16 protein-coding genes and 1 pseudogene are annotated in these 19,136 nt (G+C 72.3%); 8 read left to right on the top strand and 9 right to left on the bottom strand.

From position 1 onward, the window contains the following. Positions 1-80 precede the first annotated feature (80 nt). A pseudogene (locus tag ABZ990_RS30170) lies at positions 81-584 on the bottom strand (adenosylcobinamide-GDP ribazoletransferase); the annotation flags it as partial. Between the two features lie 89 nt (positions 585-673). Between ABZ990_RS30170 and ABZ990_RS30165 the strand changes: the two are divergent. Beyond that, positions 674-1,438 carry a hypothetical protein gene (locus tag ABZ990_RS30165; protein ID WP_361238451.1) on the top strand — a complete coding sequence of 255 codons (765 nt, stop codon included), beginning with the start codon at positions 674-676 and terminating at the stop codon, positions 1,436-1,438. Here the strand turns inward: ABZ990_RS30165 and ABZ990_RS30160 are convergent. The 4 genes from ABZ990_RS30160 to ABZ990_RS30145 form a co-directional block, all read right to left on the bottom strand. Next, entirely contained in the window at positions 1,399-2,304 is a 906-nt protein-coding gene (locus ABZ990_RS30160) for a hypothetical protein (RefSeq protein WP_361238448.1), read from the bottom strand. The genes ABZ990_RS30165 and ABZ990_RS30160 overlap by 40 nt on opposite strands. After that, on the bottom strand, positions 2,301-4,061 hold the full coding sequence (locus ABZ990_RS30155; protein ID WP_361238445.1) for a phosphatidylglycerol lysyltransferase domain-containing protein: 1,761 nt from the start codon (positions 4,059-4,061) through the stop codon (positions 2,301-2,303). Before ABZ990_RS30155 ends, ABZ990_RS30160 begins: the two co-directional genes overlap by 4 nt. Positions 4,062-4,176: 115 nt before the next feature. Further along, positions 4,177-5,277, bottom strand: a complete 1,101-nt coding sequence (gene cobT / locus ABZ990_RS30150) for a nicotinate-nucleotide--dimethylbenzimidazole phosphoribosyltransferase (protein WP_361238442.1) — start codon at positions 5,275-5,277, stop codon at positions 4,177-4,179. Positions 5,278-5,531: 254 nt separating this feature from the next. Beyond that, positions 5,532-6,731, bottom strand: a complete 1,200-nt coding sequence (locus ABZ990_RS30145) for a bifunctional adenosylcobinamide kinase/adenosylcobinamide-phosphate guanylyltransferase (protein ID WP_361238439.1) — start codon at positions 6,729-6,731, stop codon at positions 5,532-5,534. Positions 6,732-6,831: 100 nt separating this feature from the next. Here ABZ990_RS30145 and ABZ990_RS30140 point away from each other — a divergent pair, with 100 nt between their 5' ends. Next, the gene (locus tag ABZ990_RS30140) at positions 6,832-7,041 is read left to right on the top strand and encodes a hypothetical protein (protein ID WP_361238436.1); all 210 of its coding nucleotides are present in this window, start codon (positions 6,832-6,834) and stop codon (positions 7,039-7,041) included. A gap of 134 nt (positions 7,042-7,175) precedes the next feature. On the opposite strand, the gene ABZ990_RS30135 is transcribed toward ABZ990_RS30140, so the two are convergent. The 3 genes from ABZ990_RS30135 to ABZ990_RS30125 form a co-directional block, all read right to left on the bottom strand. Continuing rightward, positions 7,176-8,264, bottom strand: coding sequence for a trypsin-like peptidase domain-containing protein (locus ABZ990_RS30135; RefSeq protein WP_361238433.1), 1,089 nt, complete (start codon positions 8,262-8,264; stop codon positions 7,176-7,178). 248 nt (positions 8,265-8,512) lie between these two features. After that, the gene (locus ABZ990_RS30130; RefSeq protein WP_361238430.1) at positions 8,513-9,289 is read right to left on the bottom strand and encodes a methyltransferase domain-containing protein; all 777 of its coding nucleotides are present in this window, start codon (positions 9,287-9,289) and stop codon (positions 8,513-8,515) included. Between the two features lie 26 nt (positions 9,290-9,315). Next, positions 9,316-9,918: a DUF3043 domain-containing protein gene (locus ABZ990_RS30125; protein ID WP_361238427.1), complete on the bottom strand. Its 603-nt coding sequence runs from the start codon at positions 9,916-9,918 to the stop codon at positions 9,316-9,318. A gap of 249 nt (positions 9,919-10,167) precedes the next feature. Here ABZ990_RS30125 and ABZ990_RS30120 point away from each other — a divergent pair, with 249 nt between their 5' ends. From ABZ990_RS30120 to ABZ990_RS30100, 5 genes are all read left to right on the top strand, one after another. Beyond that, positions 10,168-10,968, top strand: coding sequence for a PspA/IM30 family protein (locus tag ABZ990_RS30120; protein WP_361238424.1), 801 nt, complete (start codon positions 10,168-10,170; stop codon positions 10,966-10,968). A gap of 9 nt (positions 10,969-10,977) precedes the next feature. Continuing rightward, the gene (locus ABZ990_RS30115) at positions 10,978-11,256 is read left to right on the top strand and encodes a hypothetical protein (RefSeq protein ID WP_361238421.1); all 279 of its coding nucleotides are present in this window, start codon (positions 10,978-10,980) and stop codon (positions 11,254-11,256) included. A gap of 246 nt (positions 11,257-11,502) precedes the next feature. After that, positions 11,503-12,762, top strand: a complete 1,260-nt coding sequence (locus ABZ990_RS30110; protein ID WP_361238418.1) for a histidine kinase — start codon at positions 11,503-11,505, stop codon at positions 12,760-12,762. Positions 12,763-12,947: 185 nt separating this feature from the next. Continuing rightward, positions 12,948-13,631, top strand: coding sequence for a response regulator transcription factor (locus tag ABZ990_RS30105; RefSeq protein ID WP_361238454.1), 684 nt, complete (start codon positions 12,948-12,950; stop codon positions 13,629-13,631). A gap of 291 nt (positions 13,632-13,922) precedes the next feature. Next, positions 13,923-17,063 (top strand): efflux RND transporter permease subunit, encoded by a 3,141-nt coding sequence (locus ABZ990_RS30100; RefSeq protein WP_361238415.1) that lies wholly within the window; start codon positions 13,923-13,925, stop codon positions 17,061-17,063. A gap of 143 nt (positions 17,064-17,206) precedes the next feature. Here ABZ990_RS30100 and nadA read toward each other — a convergent pair whose 3' ends face one another. Beyond that, positions 17,207-18,385 (bottom strand): quinolinate synthase NadA, encoded by a 1,179-nt coding sequence (nadA, locus tag ABZ990_RS30095; RefSeq protein WP_361238413.1) that lies wholly within the window; start codon positions 18,383-18,385, stop codon positions 17,207-17,209. Between the two features lie 257 nt (positions 18,386-18,642). On the opposite strand from nadA, the gene ABZ990_RS30090 reads away from it, so the two are divergent. Further along, complete coding sequence (locus ABZ990_RS30090; RefSeq protein WP_361238410.1) at positions 18,643-18,999, top strand: iron-sulfur cluster assembly accessory protein; 357 nt, start codon at positions 18,643-18,645, stop codon at positions 18,997-18,999. Positions 19,000-19,136 lie beyond the last annotated feature (137 nt).

Raw genomic sequence — 19,136 nt, 5'->3', positions numbered from 1 at the left:
GACCTGCACTCTGGGCGAGGAGGGCGAGGTCATCCCGATCGAACTGGCCCACCTCGCACCCGACCGGGAGAACCGGCTCGGCCGAGCCCCTCGGGCCGGGCGGCCGGGACCCCGTGCCGGGAGGCGAGGGTGAGGGCGAGCCGGGCGACCGCCGAGGCGACGGCGATGGCGACCGTGCCGTGCGCCCAGCCCTCCCCGTACAGCTCGGCGAGCGCGGCGACCTGCGCGAACAGGACGAAGACGAGGGCGAGTACGCCGAACGGCCCGATGTCGGACCGCTTCATCACCCGCAGCGCCTCCTCGGCGGGCTTGGCGCTGCCGAGGCCGTCGGCGGTGTCGGCGAGACCGTCGAGGTGCAGCCCGCGCGTGAGCAGGGCGGGGACCACGGTGGTGAGGACGGCGGCGACCAGCGGGCTCGCGCCGAGCAGCAGGGACAACCCGCCGGCCGAGGCGGCGAACAGGCCGACGACGAGGCCCGCGAGCGGGGCGCAGAGCATCCCGGACCGGGCCGCGTCACGGTCCCAGCGGGTGATGCGGGCGGGCAGCACGGTGAGAGTGCCGAAAGCGAAACGCAGGCCGTCCATCCGCGGAAGGGTAGTGCCCCGGTAAGGTCGGCAAATCATCGATAACAGAACGAAACCATACGAAAACTGATCATTCGGCAGAGGGTGGCATGGGTCACTGGTTCTCGCGCAATATCGTCGAACCCGGGAAGCTCCCGATGCTGCTCGCCCTGACCGCCTTCGTGCTGACCTTCCTGGTCACCCGCACCATCACCCGGCTGATCCGGGCCGGCAAGGGCCCGTTCCGCGACCTCTCCTCGGGCGGGACGCACATCCACCACGTGGTGCCGGGCGTCGTCCTCACCGTGCTCGGCGGGTTCGGGGCGGTGGCCAGCGGGCGGTACGGCCTGGGGGCGGCCGTCTTCGCGGTGCTCTTCGGGGCCGGCGCGGGGCTGGTGCTCGACGAGTTCGCGCTGATCCTCCACCTCGACGACGTCTACTGGACGGACGAGGGCCGCAAGAGCGTGGAGGTGGTGGTCTTCACCGCCGCGCTGGTCCTGCTCGGGCTCGTCGGCTTCGCGCCGTTCGGGGTGAACGACGTGACCGCCGACGAGCGCCAGAACCGGGCCGCCTTCCTCGTCTCCCTGGCCGTCAACTTCCTCTTCGTCCTCGTCACCCTGGTCAAGGGCAAGTTCCGGACCGCCGTGATCGGCACCCTGATCCCCTTCGTCGCCCTCGTCGGCGCCCTCCGGCTGGCCCGCCCCGGATCCTGGTGGGCCCGCCGCTTCTACCGGCGCCGCCCCCGCGCCCGGGCCCGCTCCCGGATCCGCGGCTACCGGGGCGACAAGCGCTGGACCCGGGTGCGCCGCAAGGTCCAGGACCTGATCGGCGGCTTTCAGGAACGGACGCCGGGCCGGGGCTCCACGTCGGACTGAAGCAGGGGGGAACGGACGGCCGGCCGGGGCGCGGAGACGGAGACGGAGGCGGACACGGACCCGAGACGCGGCCCGGACCCCCCGGAGCCGGAGCCGGACCCGCCCTCGGATCCGGACCCGCCCTCGGGCCCGGCCTCCCGTTCCGAAGGCGCCTCCGACGCTTCCGACAGCGACCCGGATCCCGGTGAGCCGCCCCCGGTCCGCCGCCGGCGCCGCCGCTCCCGCCACTCCTGGACGGCGACGACGATCCCCACCGCCACGAGCGCCGCGATGTGCTCCTTGCCGGCCAGGTTGTTCTTGACCAGCACCTCCACCACCATCGCGACGACCACGAGGATCGCGGTCCAGCGAGCGCGGCGGCGCCAGCACACGTACACGGCGAGCGCGACGACCGCCGCCGACGGACCGGTGTCCACCACCTGCGCGTCGGCCGCGGGCAGTCCCAGCGGGTTGTCCGGCCCGAGCGCCAGGGCCACGCGCGCGTAGAGAGTGCCGGCCAGCGTCGCCGCGTACGCGAGGAACAGCGTCCGGCCCCGGCCCAGACAGATCTCGGCGATCCCGAACACCACCAGGACCTGCGCGAGCGCGCCCCACACCGGCAGGTCGAGCGCCGGTACGAAGAGGGACAGCGGGGTTCGGAGGAGCGCGAGCCCGAGCGGGTCCGCGGCCCGCACCGAGCCGAGGTCCTGGACCGGCTGATAGCCCCAGTCCTGGTTCTGGACGATCTGGAGGACCGAGGTGAGGAGGACCGCGGTCAGGGTCAGCGGGATCGCCCGCCACCGCCGTACGACCAGGGCCTCCCGCACGGTCCCGTACAGCGGCCCCCACTCGCGGCGCGCGAACGCCCGCACGGCCCCGCGGCTCACCTTCTGCCTTCCAGATGCCTGCGGTGCAGCCACTTGGGCAGCCCCGGGGCCTCCAGGAAGCCCTCGGCGCGGCCGGCGGCGAGGCCGATGCGCAGCAGGTCGGCGCTCTTCTCGAACAGCATGAAACGGGGCTCCCAGATCGGTCGGTACTTGGCGTTGGCGCGGTACAGCGACTCGATCTGCCACCAGCGGGAGAAGAAGCTCAGCAGTGAACGCCACAGCCGCAGCACCGGCCCCGCCCCGAGCCTCGAGCCACGTTCGAAGACGGATCTGAACATCGCGAAGTTGAGCGAGACATGAAGGATTCCGATCTTCCCCGCCCGCTGGAGGAGCTCGATGACCATGAACTCCATCAGACCGTTCTCGGAATCCCGGTCGCGGCGCATCAGGTCGAGGGACAGGCCCTCGGGCCCCCACGGTACGAAGGACAGCAAAGCCCGCAGGTCACCGCGGTCGTCGGTGCATTCCAGCATCACGCAGCGGCCGTCCCGCGGATCGCCGAGCCGGCCGAGCGCCATCGAGAAACCGCGCTCGGTCGCGCCGTCGCGCCAGTCGTCCGCCTTGCGGACGAGGGTCGCCATCTCGTCGGCCGGGATCTCGTCGTGGCGGCGGATCCGGACCTGGTAGCCCGCCCGTTTGACCCGGTTGAACGCCTGGCGCACCGTGCGCATGGCCCGCCCGTCGAGGGTGAACTCCCTGGTCTCCACGATCGCCTCGTCGCCCAGTTCCAGGGCGTCCAGACCGTGCCGGGCGTAGATCGTGCCGGCCTCCTCGCTCGCGCCCATCACCGCCGGGATCCAGCCGTGCTCACGCGCCTCGGCCAGCCATGGCTCGATGGCGCCGGGCCATGCCTCCGGGTCGCCGATCGGGTCGCCGGAGGCCAGCGACACCCCGCCGACCACCCGGTAGGCGATGGCCGCCTTCGCGCTGGGCGACCAGACGACGCTCTTCTCGCGGCGGGTCGCGAAGTAGCCGAGGGAGTCCCGCTCGCCGTACCCGGCCAGCAGCGTCCGCAGCCGCTCCTCGTCCTCCTCGGTGAGCGGATCGACCGCGCGGCGGGACCGGAAGGCCGCGTAGAGCACCGCGATGAGCAGCAGCGTGGACATCACGTTGATGACCACGTCCACCCAGCCGGGGGTGGTGATGCCGGGCAGCCGGTCCGCGTCGGTGGCCAGCGTGACCAGCCGCATCGTGCCGTACCGCCAGCGCTCCGGGAAGGTCGAGGCGCCGGGCGTCCGGTTGGTGACGGTGACCAGGAGCGCGGCGAGCAGCGACGCGGTCAGCAGCCCGCCCACCGCCACGACCGCGGCGAGCAGCGGATTGGAACGGTCGCCCTTCGCGTAGAACTCCCGGCGGCCGGTGAGCAGCGCGCCGAAGAAGGCCGCCGTCAACACGAACGACACCCAGTTCTGGGCGTGCTCCCGGATCTCCGGGAAGAACATGACGAGCGCGAAGAGCAGCAGGAACAGCCCGCACAGCACGAAGTTCAGGATCCACGCGGCCCGCTTGCGGCGGCGCATGGTGATCGCCAGGAAGAGGGTGAAGACCCCGGAGGCGAAGCCGGCGGTGAGCATGTACGGGGTGAAGAAGTCGTGCTGGTTGTGCCGGCGCAGATCCTGGCCGAACGAAACCCAGACGGCACTCAGGAAGTTGACGAAGGTGACGGCGCGCAGATACCAGACGGCGAACGCGGCCCCGCGCCGGGAACGGGCCGTGCTCCGGGCCGCTCCGGTGACGGGCAGGCGGACTTCTCCCATGAAAGGTGATCATATGGGGCATCGCATGGTGTGACAGGTCGAGCACCCATGGCGACCACCTTCGAGTGGTGTCGCCCGGATGCCCGGCCCCGTCGTCCGGCCGTGTGAGAACGGGTCAGAGGGCGTCGGCGGCGGCCTCGGCGTCCGCCGCGTCCTCGGCCCCGGCCGGCTCTGCCTTCTCAGCCTTCTCCGGCAGTTCCGCCGCCAGCGCGGCCGCGGCCCGGACCAGCGGCAGCGCGAGCAGCGCCCCGGTCCCCTCGCCCACCATGACCCCGTGGTCGAGCAGCGGGTCGAGCGCCATCCGGTCCAGCGCCTTCGCCTGCGCCGGCTCCCCGCTCACCTGGCCCGCCAGCCACCAGTCCGGCGCCCGGAACGCCGACCGCTGCGCCACCAGCGCGCACGCCGCGCCCACCACACCGTCGAGCACCACCGGCATCCGGCGCACCGACGCCTGGAGCAGGAAGCCCGTCATCGCCGCGAGATCCGCGCCGCCGACCGTCGAAAGAAGGGCCAGCTGGTCGCCCAGGACCGGCCGGGCCCGGCGCAGCGCGTCACGGATCGCCGCGCACTTGCGCATCCACGCCAGGTCGTCGATCCCGGCGCCGCCGCGACCGGTCACCACCGAGGCGTCCGTCCCGCACAGCGCCGCGATCAGCGTCGACGCCGGGGTGGTGCCGCCCACGCTCAGATCGCCGAGCACGACCAGGTCGGTACCGGAGTCGGCCTCCTCGTCGGCGACCGCGATCCCCAGTTCGAGGGCCGCCAGCGCCTCCTCGGCGGTCAGCGCGTCCTCGATGTCGATCCGCCCGCTGCCACGCCGCACCCGGCGCCGGGTCACCTCGGCCGGCAGCAGCTCCGGGTCGCAGTCCAGCCCCGCGTCCACCACCCGCACCGGCACCTGCTGCGCCCGCGCGAGGACCGCCACCGGGCTCGCGCCGTCGAGCACCGCGCGCACCAGTTCGTACGCGCTGCCCGCGGGCCGCCCGGACACGTCCAGCGAGGCCACCCCGTGGTCGCCCGCGAACAGCACCACCTTCGGCTGCTCCACCGGCGCGACCGGCACCCGGCCCTGGGCCGCCGACAGCCACTCGCCGAGCTCGTCGAGGCGTCCGAGCGCCCCGGGGCGGACGTCCAGCCGCTCCCTGCGCTCCTCGGCGTCACGGCGGATCCCCCCGTCGGGGCGCTGGATCAGATCGGAGAAGTCGTCGAGGTTCAAGGTGTGTTCCGCCTAGTGACGTCAATCGGTCGGTAAGTCGGTCGGGATTCGTTCGTGGGCTCGTACATCAATCGTCCGAACCCTACCCGGGCCCCCGCCGTCTCCCCCCTCACGAATCCCTTCTCCCCACCTACTCCCCGCACTCGCCCACCTCCCTCCCCTCCCACCTACCTCCCCCCACCCCGCAACCCCGAACGCGCCCCCCACGCCCCGCACCCGCACAACGCAGCGCCCCCCACCCGCACAGCGCCGCGTTACCTCAGCACCACCCCCTGCCCCGCCACCACCAGCACCACCTGCTCGCACTCCCCGGCGACCGCCGCGTTCAGCCGCCCCAGCTCGTCCCGGAACCGCCGCCCCGACGCCGTCGCCGGCACCACCCCCGAGCCGACCTCGTTCGTCACCGCGACCACCGTCCGCGACGTCGCCCGCACCGCCGCCACGAGTTCCGCCATCCGCTCGGCGAGCGCCCGCCGCCCGCCGTTGTCCCAGACGGCGTCGTCCCAGGCGCCCACCTGGTCCATGGCGTCCGTGAGCCAGAGCGACAGACAGTCGACGAGCAGGGCCGGACCGTCCTCCGCGAGCAGCGGGACGAGGTCGGTCGTCTCCTCGGTGCGCCAGCCGGCGGGCCGCCGCTCGCGGTGCAGACCGACCCGCTGGGCCCAGTCCGCGTCGCCGTCGCGGGTGCCGCCGGTCGCCACGTACACGACTTCGGGGAAGGTTTCGAGGCGCCGTTCGGCTTCCACCGACTTGCCGGACCGGGCTCCGCCCGTGACGAGCGTGCGGCGCGGTACGTCGGGTACGGCGTGGTACTCGCCGACGTACAGCGTCGTCCCGTCCGGGACCGTCCGGGCCCCGGCCGCCGCGAGCCGCCGGTCCAGTTCGGGGCCGGTCGGCGCGTCGTGGTCGAGATGGACGGCGATCACGTCGGTGCTCGCCGCGACGGCGCCGGTCGCCCGCAGCCGGGCCAGCGCGTCGGGGCGGCCGGTCACATCCGCCAGCACCATGTCGTACGGCACCCGGTGGTCGTCGGGGAGTCCGGCGGGCGCTCCGCCGCGCGGCAGGTACAGCAGCCGTTCGCCGTCGGCCGACACCACCTCGTACCCGGTGCCCGGGGCGTCCATCGGTACGGCCCGTACCCGGTGGCCGCTGATGAGGGTCAGTTCCCGCCCGTCCGGTACGCGGCCCGCCGCTGGCAGCCCGGCGGGCACCTCCACGGCCGGCCCGTCGTGCGGCCGGGTCAACAGCACTTGCCGTACGCCCACGAGGGAGTGACCGGCACGGGCGGCGGCCAGCGCGGCCCCGGGGGTGAGGTCGAGCAGCAGGGCCCCGTCCACCAGGAGCGAGGTCGCGGCCCGGGCGCGCGGGCCGCGGGACAGCGCGCACACCGCGCAGGGGCAGTCGGGGCGGGGGAGTCCGAGGGGCGCGCCGGTGCCGAGCAGAGTCAGTTCCACACTCGGATTTTCCCGCGCTGCCGCGAGCCGTGCGCGCCCGGCTACGCTGCGGGCAGCAAACCGATCATCCGGTGAGTGCCGGCATCCCCAGGAGGCGGACATGGCATGGACGTGGCGGTTCGAGAAGTCCGACGGCAGCGAGGTCGCCCCGTCGGTGACCCCGGAGGAGGAGTTCACCACTCAGGGCGACGCGGAGACCTGGCTCGGTGAGAACTGGCGTGATCTGCTCGACGGCGGAGCGGACCAGGCGACGCTCGCGGAGGACGGCACGACGATCTACGGCCCGATGCCGCTGAACGCCGAGGGCTGAGCCGGACCCGCTCCGGCGGGTCATCCGGCGGGTCGGGGGCCGGACCCGGGGCCCACGTCGGCCTCCGGCCCGGCCCTGCCCGCCGGACCCCGGTGGGCCCCGGTGGGCCCCGGTGGGGCAGGGCCGGGTAGGGCTCACATCTCGCCCAACGTGACCTCCGCCTGCTCCTCCTTCCCGCCCCGGGTGAACACCACGGTCACCTTGTCGCCCGGCCGGTGCGGCGCCAGCGCCTCGGCGAGCGAGGTGATGGTGGTGACCGGGGCGCCACCGACCTTGGTGATCACGTCCCCGGTCCGCAGCCCCGCGTCGGCGGCGGCCCCGCCCGCCGTGGCGCGCACGATCGCGACCCCGCTCGGCTCGTAGGTGTCCCCGAGGACCGTGCGGCCGGTGATGTTCAGCGCGGCCCGGCCCGAGTCGGTCACCCGGCCGTGCTGGATGATCTGACCGGCCACGGTCCGCACCATCGACGCGGGGATCGCGAACCCGATGCCCGGCGCCGAACCGCCGCCCAGCGCCGGATCGACCGCCGCGAGCGTCGGGATGCCGATGACCTCGCTGTTCAGATTCACCAGGGCGCCCCCGCTGTTGCCCGGGTTGATCGCGGCGGAGGTCTGCACCATGTTGGCGATGGTGGCTCCGGTGCCGCCGCCCTCGCCGCCCTCGCTGACCGTGCGCCCGGTCGCCGAGACGATGCCCTGGGTGACGCTGCCGGACAGGCCGAGGGGCGAGCCCATCGCCAGCACGATCTGGCCCATGTCGACCTTCGACGAGTCGCCGAACGTCGCCGCCCGCAGCCCCTGCGGCACGGTGTCCAGCTTGATCACGGCGAGATCCTGCTCGGGGTACGAGGAGACCAGCCGCGCCGTCACCGTCTGGCCGCCGGTCGCCGCCGACACCTTGAAGCTCCGGTCCTGGCCGATGACGTGCGCGTTCGTGACGACATGCCCCTGGACGTCGTAGACGACCCCGGAGCCGAGGCTCTGCGAGGACTCGATCTGGACGACGGACGGCAGGACGTTCCTGATCACCCGCTGGTAGTCGTCCTGGAGCTGGTTCGACACCAGCGGCGAGGCGGCGAGCGGCGAGGCCGCCCGGGGGGAGGTGGCGTGCGGGGAGACGGCCGGGGCGGGGTGCGCGGCGCGGGGGACGAGTCCGCTCGCGCAGCCACTCGTCAGAGCGACGGCACCGGCCATGGCGACGAGGGAGCGCAGGAGACGTCTCATGCCCCGAGTCTCCGCGCCGCCACGCCGTCATGCCTCGGTGAAGTCGCCCGATCGGGTGCGTGGAGCGGCGGGGCGGCGGCCCGGCGCGCGGGCCGGGAAGGCCGAAGACCGGGAACGGCCCGGAAGCCGAAAAGCAAAGGCCCGGGGCACGAAGACCCCGGGCGTGAAGATCAGAGCGGACCCCGAGCGGACCCCAAGCGGACCCTCACCGGATTCCGGGCCGCATTCCGGTCCGGACCCCGAGCCGGTCAGCCCCGGACGCCGCAGAGGTGGAGCAGTCCCGCGATCCGGCGGTACGGCTCGATCCGCCCGGCCCGGTCCTCGGCGGCGAGCAGCCGCTCCAGCTCGTCCGCCGCCGGCAGCCCCAGATCGCCCGGGATGTTGTCGGAGAAGACCCGCACCCCGTACCAGGCGTGCAGCGGCGCGGCGATCCCGGCCAGGGTCGCGGTGAGGGAGTCGAGCCGGTCGGCCCGCCCTTCGACCCCGTTGCGGTCGGTGTAGACGTCCGAGTCGAAGGCGGCCAGCGCCCCGGACCACTCCCCGGCGAGGCCCGGCCGCATGGCCAGCGCCTCCGCGTTCCGTACCACCAGGGAGAGCAGCCCGCCGGGGGCCAGCATCCGGGCCAGACCGGCGAGCAGGGCGTCGGGCTCCTCGGCGTACATCAGCACGCCGTGGCACAGCACGACGTCGAAGCTGCCGGGCAGGAAGTGCACCCCGGTCTCGCGGCCGTCGCCGTGGATCAGCCGCACCCGCTCGCGGATGCCGGCCGGTTCGGTCGCCAGCGACTCGCGGGCGGCCTGGAGCAGCTCGGGATCGGACTCCAGGCCGGTCACGGTGTGACCGGCCCGGGCGAGCCGCAGGGCCTGGGAGCCCTCGCCCATGCCCGCGTCGAGGATCCGCAGCCGCTGCCCCACGGGGTAGCGGGCGGCTATCTGCTCGTCGATCTGCCGCGCGACCAGTTCCTGGCGGACGGTGTCGCGCAGCCCGCCGGGAACGGTCGGCCAGTGACCGACGACGGGCAGCACCTCACCCGGGCCCGAGGGCTCCGTGCTCAGGGTCGTTCTCCGCGCTTGACCTGCGGCTTCGGCAGACGCAGCCGGCGGATCTGGAGCGAGCGCATCAGCGCGTACGGGATGGCGCCGCGCTTCGGCTCGTTCGGGAAGCGCGTGCTCAGCTGCTTGCGCAGCCGGATCCACGTGACGACCGAGTCGACCACGATCAGCACGATCAGCGCGGCCCACAGCAGCAGCGCGATGTCCTGGAGACGGCGGTTGGAGTTGCCGAAGAACGACAGCACCAGGATGACGATGGCCATCGGCAGGAAGGTCTCGGCCACGGCGAACCGCGAGTCGATGAAGTCACGGGCGAAGCGCCGCACCGGACCCTTGTCGCGGACCGGCAGATAGCGCTCGTCGCCGCTGTTCAGCGCCTCGCGCTGGCGGGCGAGGTCCACCCGGCGGGCCTCGCGCTGGCGCTTGGCGGCCTCCTTGCGGTCCATCGGCGCGGACTGCGCGCGGCGCCGCTGGGACTGCGCCTCGCTCCGCTTCGGAGTCGGGCGGCCCTTGGGGGCCTCGGGGTCACGGGGATTCTTGGAGAGGTCCGCCGTCACCTGCTGGGCGGAGGCCTTCTCATCCTTCGAACGGCTACGGAACACAACGCCAAGGGTACGTGGTGCCCGGTGCGTGACCCAGCGCGGGCGGGAACGATCCGCTAACGGAGCGCGTCCCCACCTGTGAAAGCAAGGGTCCCACTACTCCCTGGGCGGGAGGGCGCGCGGCGTCCAGTCGTCCTTGGGGAGGAGCACATCGGGTCCCGGACAGTGCGGTAATGGAGACATGAACCGTAGTGTGGTTCATGTTGGAGTGCTGGAGCCCAGTCCGTCAGAAGGGGGCGCGCGAAGCCCATGAGCGGTGTCATGAAGCGTATGGGGATGATCTTCCGCGCGAAGGCAAACAAGGCCCTCGACCGGGCCGAGGATCCGCGCGAGACCCTTGATTACTCGTATCAGAAGCAGCTGGAGCTGCTGCAGAAGGTGCGCCGCGGCGTCGCCGACGTGGCGACCTCCCGCAAGCGCCTGGAGCTGCAGCTGAACCAGCTCCAGGGACAGTCCGCCAAGCTGGAGGACCAGGGCCGCAAGGCGCTGGCGCTCGGCCGCGAGGACCTGGCGCGTGAGGCGCTGTCCCGCAGGTCCGCGCTGCAGCAGCAGGTCAGCGACCTGGAAGTGCAGCACCAGACCCTGCAGGGCGAGGAGGAGAAGCTGACGCTCGCGGCGCAGCGCCTCCAGGCCAAGGTCGACGCCTTCCGCACGAAGAAGGAGACGATCAAGGCCACGTACACGGCGGCCCAGGCGCAGACCCGGATCGCCGAGTCGTTCTCCGGCATCTCGGAGGAGATGAGCGACGTCGGTCTCGCGATCCAGCGGGCCGAGGACAAGACCGCGCAGCTCCAGGCGCGCGCCGGCGCGATCGACGAGCTGCTCGCCTCGGGCGCGCTCGACGACCAGTCGGGGCTCGCCAAGGACGACATCCAGGCGGAGCTGGACCGGCTCTCCGGCGGCACCGACGTCGAGCTGGAGCTCCAGCGGATGAAGGCGGAGCTGGCCGGCGGTCCCTCGGCGCAGCAGCAGGCCATCGAGGGCGGTTCCGGCACCGGCCAGAACCAGCAGAACCAGCAGCACCAGTCCCACCCGCGCTACGAGAAGTAGGACGTCGTCATGATCGTACGGATCATGGGGGAGGGCCAGTGGAAGCTGGCCGACAGCCATTTCGCCGAGCTGAACGCGCTCGACGACGAGCTTCTGGCCGAGATGGAGGACGGTGACGAGGCCGGTTTCCGCCGGACTCTCGGCGGCCTCCTCGACGCCGTCCGCCGGCTCGGCGAACCGCTCCCGGACGACGCCCTGGAGCCCTCCGAGCTGATCCTTCCGGCACCGGAGGCGAGCCTCGACGAGGTCCGCGCCATGCTCTCGGACGGCGGGCTCATCCCGGGCTGAACCGGTAGACGGCCCCGGCCCCGGTCCCGGCCCCGGGGTCCCGGTCCGGGGTCGCACCACGGCCCGCGACCCCGGTCGCCGGGCCAGGCCGGCAGCCGACCTACCCGGAGGCCGGCTCCCCGTCCCCTAGGGGATTTGCCGGGGATTTCTTCACGCGCTCCACTCCACGACCCCCGTGTCCCGCTCCGCCCAGGAGCCGGGGCGCGGGGGTCGTTCGGGTCCGGGCCGACCCCGTACGGTGTCCGGATGACCGACGGCAGCTTGTTCCCCCGGGTCCGGACACGGCTGCGGGCGCATCCGCTCGCCCTGGACACGGGGCTCGCCGCGCTCGTCTTCCTGAGCATGCTCGTCGCCTCCTTCGCCGACCGGCACGGCGCCCCCGACGGCGGGGCCACCTTCGGTCGGCACACCCCCACCACCGCCGGAGTGGTGCTGATGCTGGCCGGGTCCGCCGCGCTGGTGCTGCGGCGCGGCCGGCCCATCGAGGTGCTGGCCGTCACGACCGCCGTCTCGCTGGTCGACGTGATCGGCGAGCCCCGCCCCGCGCCGGTCATCTTCGGCGCCGTCATCGCGCTGTACACCGTCGCCTCCCGCACCGACCGGCCCACCACCTGGAAGCTCGGGCTCGTCACCATGACCGCGCTGACCGGCGGCGCCATGTTCTTCGGACCCAACCCCTGGTACGCGCAGGAGAACCTCGGCGTCTTCGCCTGGACCGGCATGGCGGCGGCGGCCGGTGACGCGGTGCGCAGCCGCCGGGCGTTCATCGACGCCATCCAGGAGCGGGCCGAGCGCGCCGAACGCACCCGCGAGGAGGAGGCCCGGCGGCGGGTCGCCGAGGAGCGGCTGCGGATCGCCCGCGATCTGCACGACGTCGTCGCGCACCACATCGCGCTGGTCAACGTCCAGGCCGGGGTCGCCGCGCACGTCATGGACAAACGCCCCGACCAGGCCAAGGAGGCCCTCGCGCATGTACGTACGGCCTCCCGCTCGGCACTTGACGAACTACGCGCCACGGTCGGGCTGCTGCGTCAGTCCGGCGACCCGGAGGCGCCTACCGAGCCGGTGTCCGGTCTCGCCGTCCTCGACGACCTGCTGGCCACCTTCCGTAACGCCGGTCTGCCGGTCGACGTCACCCGCACGGACACCGACACCGCCGGGGGCGCGCCGCTGCCGGCGGCCGTCGACCTCGCCGCGTACCGGATCATCCAGGAGGCGCTGACCAACGTCCGCAAGCACGCCGGATCCGAGGCCCGCGCCGAGGTCAGCGTGCTCCGGGTCGGCCGTACGGTGGAGGTCACCGTCCTCGACGACGGCGCCGGGCGGCAAACCCCGGCGGAGCCCGCGGACGACGGCGGCGGGCACGGTCTGGTCGGGATGCGCGAGCGGGTGACCGCCCTCGGCGGCGCGCTCACGGCCGCACCCCGCTACGGGGGCGGTTTCCGGGTGCAGGCGATACTTCCGGTGTCCGGCGAGCGCCGTACGGGGGAGGACGACCGCACATGACCGGGACCCGGCACGACAGCCGGCGGGAAAGTCGACGCGAAGACCGGCGCGAAGATTGGCGCGAAGCCGGGCACGGCACCGGCCCGCACCCCGACCACGACCCCCTGCCGGAGGCCGGGGACGCGGCCAGGACCGGGGCCGGGACCGGAGCCGAGGCCGGATCCGAGCCCGGCCCCGCGCGCCCCATCCGGGTGCTGCTCGCCGACGACCAGGCCCTCCTGCGCAGCGCCTTCCGGGTCCTGGTCGACTCCGAGCCGGACATGGAGGTCGTCGCCGAGGCGGCCGACGGCGCCCAGGCCGTCGAGCGGGCCCGCGCCACCCGCCCCGACGTGGTCCTCATGGACATCCGGATGCCCGGCACGGACGGACTCACCGCCACCCGCCTGATCACCGGCGACCCCGCGCTGTGCGCCGTACGGATCGTCATGCTCACCACGTTCGAGGTCGACGAGTACGTGGTGCGCTCGCTGCGCGCCGGCGCCTCCGGCTTCCTCGGCAAGGGCGCCGAACCCGACGAACTCCTCGACGCCATCCGGATCGCGCACGCGGGCGAGGCCCTGCTCTCCCCGGCCGCCACCAAGGGTCTGATCACCCGTTTCCTCGCCCAGGGCGGCGGCGCCGAGCTGGAGGACGGCCGGGCGCCCGGCTACGCGGAACGGCTGGCCGCGCTGACCGCCCGCGAGCGCGAGGTGCTGATCCTGGTGGCGGGCGGCCGCTCCAACGACGAGATCGCCGGGCTGCTCGACGTCAGCCCGCTCACCGTCAAGACCCATGTGAACCGGACCATGGCCAAGCTCGGCGCCCGCGACCGGGCCCAACTGGTGGTGACCGCCTACGAGTCGGGACTGGTCCGCCCCCGGACGGAGTGAGGCGCGGGGAGCGGGAGCCCTCGGCGGAGCGGGGTACGGGAACGGGCACACCGCCGCCGTACCACCGCCGTACCGCCGCCGTACTACCGAGAGATGCACCGCCGTACCGCGCACGCGGACCGGCCCGTACTCCAGACGCGGTATACGCGGCCCGGGGATCCGGCACCGGGGGGCGAGGAATTCACCCGTTCGGATGGCTGATGGTATAGACGCGCACCCGTCGGCCCGTCCCGGCCGGGACGGGTGACCAGCACGCCGAGTACGCCAGTACGCCACCAGAAGAGAGTCCCCATGTCCTGGCTGTCGAGATTCAGCCTCGCGCAACGGGCCCTGATAGGGCTGATGTCCCTCGTCGCGCTCCTCTTCGGAGCGATAGCGATCCCGCAGCTGAAGCAGCAGCTGCTCCCCACCATCGAGCTCCCGATGGTCTCGATCCTCGCCCCGTACCCGGGGGCCTCTCCCGACGTGGTCGAGAAGCAGGTCGTCGAGCCGCTGGAGAACAGCCTCAAGGCCGTCTCCGGCATCAAGAGCGTCACCTCCACCGCCTCCGAGGGCAGCGCCGTCGTCATGGCCGGCTTCGACTACGGGGACGAGGGCACCAAGCAGCTCGTCGCCGACGTCCAGCAGGCCGTCAACCGGGCCCGGGCCAAGATGCCGTCGACGGTCGACCCGCAGGTGATCGCCGGTTCCACCGACGACATGCCGACGGTCGTGCTCGCCGTCACCTCCGACAAGGACCAGCAGGCGCTCGCCGACCAGCTGGACAAGACGGTCGTCCCCGCCCTCCAGGACATCGACGGCGTCGCCCAGGTCAGCGTGAGCGGTGTCCAGGACCTCCAGGTCTCCGTCACCCCCGACGACCGCAAGCTGGCCGAGGCCGGTCTGACGCCGATGAAGCTCACCGAGGCGATCAAGAACGGCGGCGGCACCATGCCCGCCGGCGCCTTCGCCGAGGACGGCATGAGCCGCACCGTCCAGGTCGGCGGCGGCTACACCGCGCTCCGGCAGATCGAGGACCTGCGGATCAAGCCCGAGAAGGGCCGGGCGGTCCGGCTCGGCGACGTGGCCACCGTGAAGCAGGAGGAGGCCAACCGGGTCTCGCTGACCCGTACCAACGGCCGGCCCAGCCTCGCCGTCATGGCCACCATGGACAAGGACGGCAGCGCCGTCGCCATCTCCGACGCCGTCCGGGACAAGCTGCCCGACCTGCGCCGCGACCTCGGCGCGGGCGCCGAGCTGACCGTGGTCTCCGACCAGGGCCCGGCCGTCGCCAAGTCCATCTCCGGTCTCACCACCGAGGGCGCGCTCGGCCTGGTCATGGCCGTGCTGGTCATCCTGGTCTTCCTCGCCTCGCTGCGCTCGACCCTGGTCACCGCGGTCTCCATCCCGCTCTCCGTGGTCCTCGCGCTCATCGTGCTGTGGACCCGCGACCTGTCGCTCAACATGCTGACCCTCGGCGCGCTCACCATCGCCATCGGCCGGGTCGTCGACGACTCCATCGTGGTCCTGGAGAACATCAAGCGGCACCTCGGCTACGGCGAGGAGCGCCACTCCGCGATCGTCACCGCGGTCAAGGAGGTCGCCGGCGCGGTCACCGCCTCGACCCTCACCACCGTCGCCGTCTTCCTGCCGATCGGCCTGGTCGGCGGCATGATCGGCGAGCTGTTCGGCTCCTTCAGCCTCACCGTCACCGCCGCCCTGCTGGCCTCGCTGCTGGTGTCGCTGACGGTCGTGCCGGTCCTGTCGTACTGGTTCCTGCGCGCCCCCAAGGGCACCTCGGGCGACCCGGAGCGGGCCCGCCGCGAGGCCGAGGAGAAGGAGGCGAAGAGCCGACTCCAGCGCGCGTACGTGCGGGTGCTCGGGTTCGCCACCCGGCGCCGTCTCACCAGCCTCGCCATCGCCCTGGTGGTGCTGGTCGTCACCTTCGGCATGGGCGGTCTGCTGAAGACCAACTTCTTCGACCAGGGTGAGCAGGAAGTCCTGTCGATCAAGCAGAAGCTGCCGCCGGGCACCAGCCTCGCCGCCTCCGACGAGGCCGCGAAGAAGGTCGAGAAGGTCCTCGCCGAGACCAAGGGCGTCAAGGACTACCAGGTCACCGTGGGCTCCTCCGGCTTCATGGCGGCCTTCGGCGGCGGCACCGGCTCCAACCAGGCCTCGTACCAGGTGACCCTGGACGACTCCGCCTCCTCGGAGAAGACCAGCGACGCCCTGCACCAGGCGCTCGCCAAGCTCGACGGCATCGGCGAGACCAAGGTCTCCGCGGGCAGCGGCTTCGGCAGCCAGAACCTGAGCGTGGTCGTCAAGGCATCCGACCCCGAGCTGCTGAAGAAGGCGTCCGAGCAGGTCAAGAAGGCCGTCGGGGAGCTCAAGAACGTCACCGACGTGCAGAGCGACCTCTCCCAGTCGGTGCCCCGGATCTCGGTGACGGCCACCCCGAAGGCCGCCGACGCCGGGTTCGACAACGCGACCCTCGGCATGATCGTCGCCCAGGCGGTGCACGGCACCCCGGCCGCCAAGGCCGTCCTCGACGACACCGAGCGGGACGTCGTCATCACCTCGGCGCGTCCGGCCACCACCCTCGCCGAGCTGAAGGCGCTGCCGCTCGGCCCGGTGAAGCTGGGTGACATCGCGGACGTACGCCTGGTGCCCGGCCCGGTCTCGCTGGCCCGGATCGACGGCGCCCGCACCGCCACCGTCACGGCCCAGCCGACCACGGACGACACCGGTTCGGTCAGCCTCGACCTCCAGAAGAAGCTCGACGCGCTGGACCTGCCCGAGGGCGCGACCGTGTCCATCGGCGGTGTCTCGCAGGACCAGTCCGAGGCCCTGGTCAACATGCTCCTGGCGATGCTCGCCGCCGTGGCGATCGTCTTCATGCTGCTGGTCGCGACCTTCCGCTCGCTGATCCAGCCGCTGATCCTGCTGGTCTCCATCCCGTTCGCCGCCACCGGCGCGATCGGTCTGCTGGTCGTGACCGGCACCCCGATGGGCGTCCCGGCGATGATCGGCATGCTGATGCTGATCGGCATCGTGGTCACCAACGCGATCGTCCTGATCGACCTGATCAACCAGTACCGGGCCCAGGGCCTCGGCGTCATCGAGGCCGTGATCGAGGGCGGTCGGCACCGGCTGCGCCCGATCCTCATGACGGCGCTGGCGACGATCTTCGCGCTGATCCCGATGGCGCTCGGCGTCACCGGCGAGGGCGGCTTCATCGCCCAGCCGCTGGCCGTGGTGGTGATCGGCGGTCTGGTCACCTCGACGCTGCTGACGCTGCTGCTCGTGCCGACGCTCTACGCGATGGTGGAGCTCCGCAAGGAGCGCCGCGCGAAGAAGAAGGCCGACAAGCGGGCGGCGAAGGCCGGGGACGGCGACGGTGACGGCGACACCTCCGTCCCGCCGTCGGCGAAGGAGGAGCCGGCCGCGGTCTGATCCGTACGGCCTGATCCGTACGGCACGACCCGGCCTCACGTACAGACGAAGGGGTGCCCCGCATCGCGCGGGGCACCCCTTCGGTGTGCCGGTGTGCTGGCGTATCGGTGTGCTGGCGTATCGGTCTGCCGTACGAGGAATCGTTACGGCAGCGCCAGCATCCGCTCCAGCGCGAGCTTGGCGAAGTGCTCGGTCTCCTGGTCGACCTGGATCCGGTTGACCAGGTTGCCCTCGGCCAGCGACTCCAGCGCCCAGACCAGGTGCGGCAGGTCGATGCGGTTCATGGTCGAGCAGAAGCAGACCGTCTTGTCGAGGAAGACGATCTCCTTGCCCTCGGGGGCGAAACGGTTCGCCAGTCGGCGGACCAGATTCAGCTCGGTGCCGATCGCCCACTTCGAGCCGGCCGGGGCCGCCTCCAGGGCCTTGATGATGTACTCCGTCGAGCCCACGTAGTCGGCCGCGGCGACGACCTCGTGCCGGCACTCGGGGTGGACCAGGACGTTGACGCCCGGTATCCGCTCGCGGACCTCGTTCACCGAGTCCAGGCTGAAGCGGCCGTGCACCGAGCAGTGCCCGCGCCACAGGATCATCTTCGCGGCGCGCAGCTCCTCGGCGGTCAGCCCGCCGTTCGGCTTGTGCGGGTTGTAGACCACGCAGTCGTCCAGGGACAGGCCCATGTCGCGCACGGCGGTGTTCCGGCCCAGGTGCTGGTCCGGCAGGAACAGCACCTTCTCGCCCTGCTCGAAGGCCCACTCCAGGGCCTTCTTGGCGTTGGAGGAGGTGCAGATGGTGCCGCCGTGCCGGCCGGTGAAGGCCTTGATGTCGGCGGAGGAGTTCATGTACGAGACGGGCACGACGCTCGTCTCGATCCCCGCGTCGGTCAGCACGTCCCAGCACTCGGCGACCTGCTCGGCGGTGGCCATGTCGGCCATCGAGCAGCCGGCCGCCAGGTCCGGCAGGACGACCTTCTGGTCGTCGCCGGTCAGGATGTCCGCCGACTCGGCCATGAAGTGCACACCGCAGAAGACGATGTACTCGGCCTCCGGGCGGGCCGCCGCGTCCCGCGCGAGCTTGAACGAGTCGCCCGTGACGTCGGCGAACTGGATGACCTCGTCGCGCTGGTAGTGGTGGCCGAGTACGAAGACCTTGTCCCCGAGCTTCTCCTTGGCCGCGCGGGCGCGCGCCACCAGATCCGGGTCGGAGGGCGAGGGCAGGTCGCCGGGGCACTCCACGCCGCGCTCGCTCTTCGGGTCGGCCTCCCGGCCGAGCAGGAGGAGGGCGAGCGGCGTCGGCTGGACGTCCAGGGGCTGGGCGGTGGTCACGTCACGCACCCTTTCTACGGGTTGCCTGTCACACTTTTCGTCTAAATGACGCTATCTATCATATCCGGTTCGTGTCAGTTTGACGATGGCCATAGTGTCGATGTGACGTATTCGCCCTCCGGGCGCACGGCGGGACCGCCGCCGGATGTCGTGTGCGAGCATGAAAGGGAAAGACGTGCCCGGCCCGGAATGAATCCGCGGCCCCGCCGGTTGCACCGTCGGCAAGCAGTCTCCGTACCAACCCGGGAGAGAAGCAGATGTCCGTATCGGACGATCAGACCACTGTCAGCGACGGCATCCTCCTGTCCGACGCCGCCGCGGCCAAGGTCAAGGCCCTGCTCGACCAGGAAGGCCGCGACGACCTGGCCCTGCGTGTCGCCGTCCAGCCCGGTGGCTGCTCCGGCCTGCGTTACCAGCTGTTCTTCGACGAGCGTTCGCTCGACGGTGACGTCGTCAAGGACTTCGACGGCGTCAAGGTCGTCACCGACCGCATGAGCGCCCCGTACCTGGGCGGCGCCTCGATCGACTTCGTCGACACCATCGAGAAGCAGGGCTTCACGATCGACAACCCCAACGCCACGGGCTCCTGCGCCTGCGGCGACAGCTTCAGCTAAGCCCTGAGGCTCGGTACGAGAAGGGCGGCACCCGGTTCTCCGCTGGCCCCGCCCCACACCCCTCCCGAACACCGAAAGGCGGCCCCCGTGCGGGCCACGACCCTGTGGAGACAACCCCGTGCCTGGATGGCGGTGAT

This window comes from Streptomyces sp. NPDC046203 (assembly GCF_040646255.1).
GTDB lineage: Bacteria > Actinomycetota > Actinomycetes > Streptomycetales > Streptomycetaceae > Streptomyces.
Note: the sequence above shows the minus strand (reverse complement) of the source record. Positions and strands in the feature narration are given on the sequence as shown.

Bases quoted from the DNA above. Each gene is read 5' to 3' on its own strand.
- ABZ990_RS30110 (WP_361238418.1), top strand. From the start codon at position 11,503: ATGACCGACGGCAGCTTGTTCCCCCGGGTCCGGACACGGCTGCGGGCG.
- ABZ990_RS30140 (WP_361238436.1), top strand. From the start codon at position 6,832: ATGGCATGGACGTGGCGGTTCGAGAAGTCCGACGGCAGCGAGGTCGCC.
- ABZ990_RS30165 (WP_361238451.1), top strand. From the start codon at position 674: ATGGGTCACTGGTTCTCGCGCAATATCGTCGAACCCGGGAAGCTCCCG.
- ABZ990_RS30100 (WP_361238415.1), top strand. From the start codon at position 13,923: ATGTCCTGGCTGTCGAGATTCAGCCTCGCGCAACGGGCCCTGATAGGG.
- ABZ990_RS30155 (WP_361238445.1), bottom strand. From the start codon at position 4,061: ATGGGAGAAGTCCGCCTGCCCGTCACCGGAGCGGCCCGGAGCACGGCC.
- ABZ990_RS30120 (WP_361238424.1), top strand. From the start codon at position 10,168: ATGAGCGGTGTCATGAAGCGTATGGGGATGATCTTCCGCGCGAAGGCA.
- ABZ990_RS30090 (WP_361238410.1), top strand. From the start codon at position 18,643: ATGTCCGTATCGGACGATCAGACCACTGTCAGCGACGGCATCCTCCTG.
- ABZ990_RS30115 (WP_361238421.1), top strand. From the start codon at position 10,978: ATGATCGTACGGATCATGGGGGAGGGCCAGTGGAAGCTGGCCGACAGC.
- ABZ990_RS30135 (WP_361238433.1), bottom strand. From the start codon at position 8,264: ATGAGACGTCTCCTGCGCTCCCTCGTCGCCATGGCCGGTGCCGTCGCT.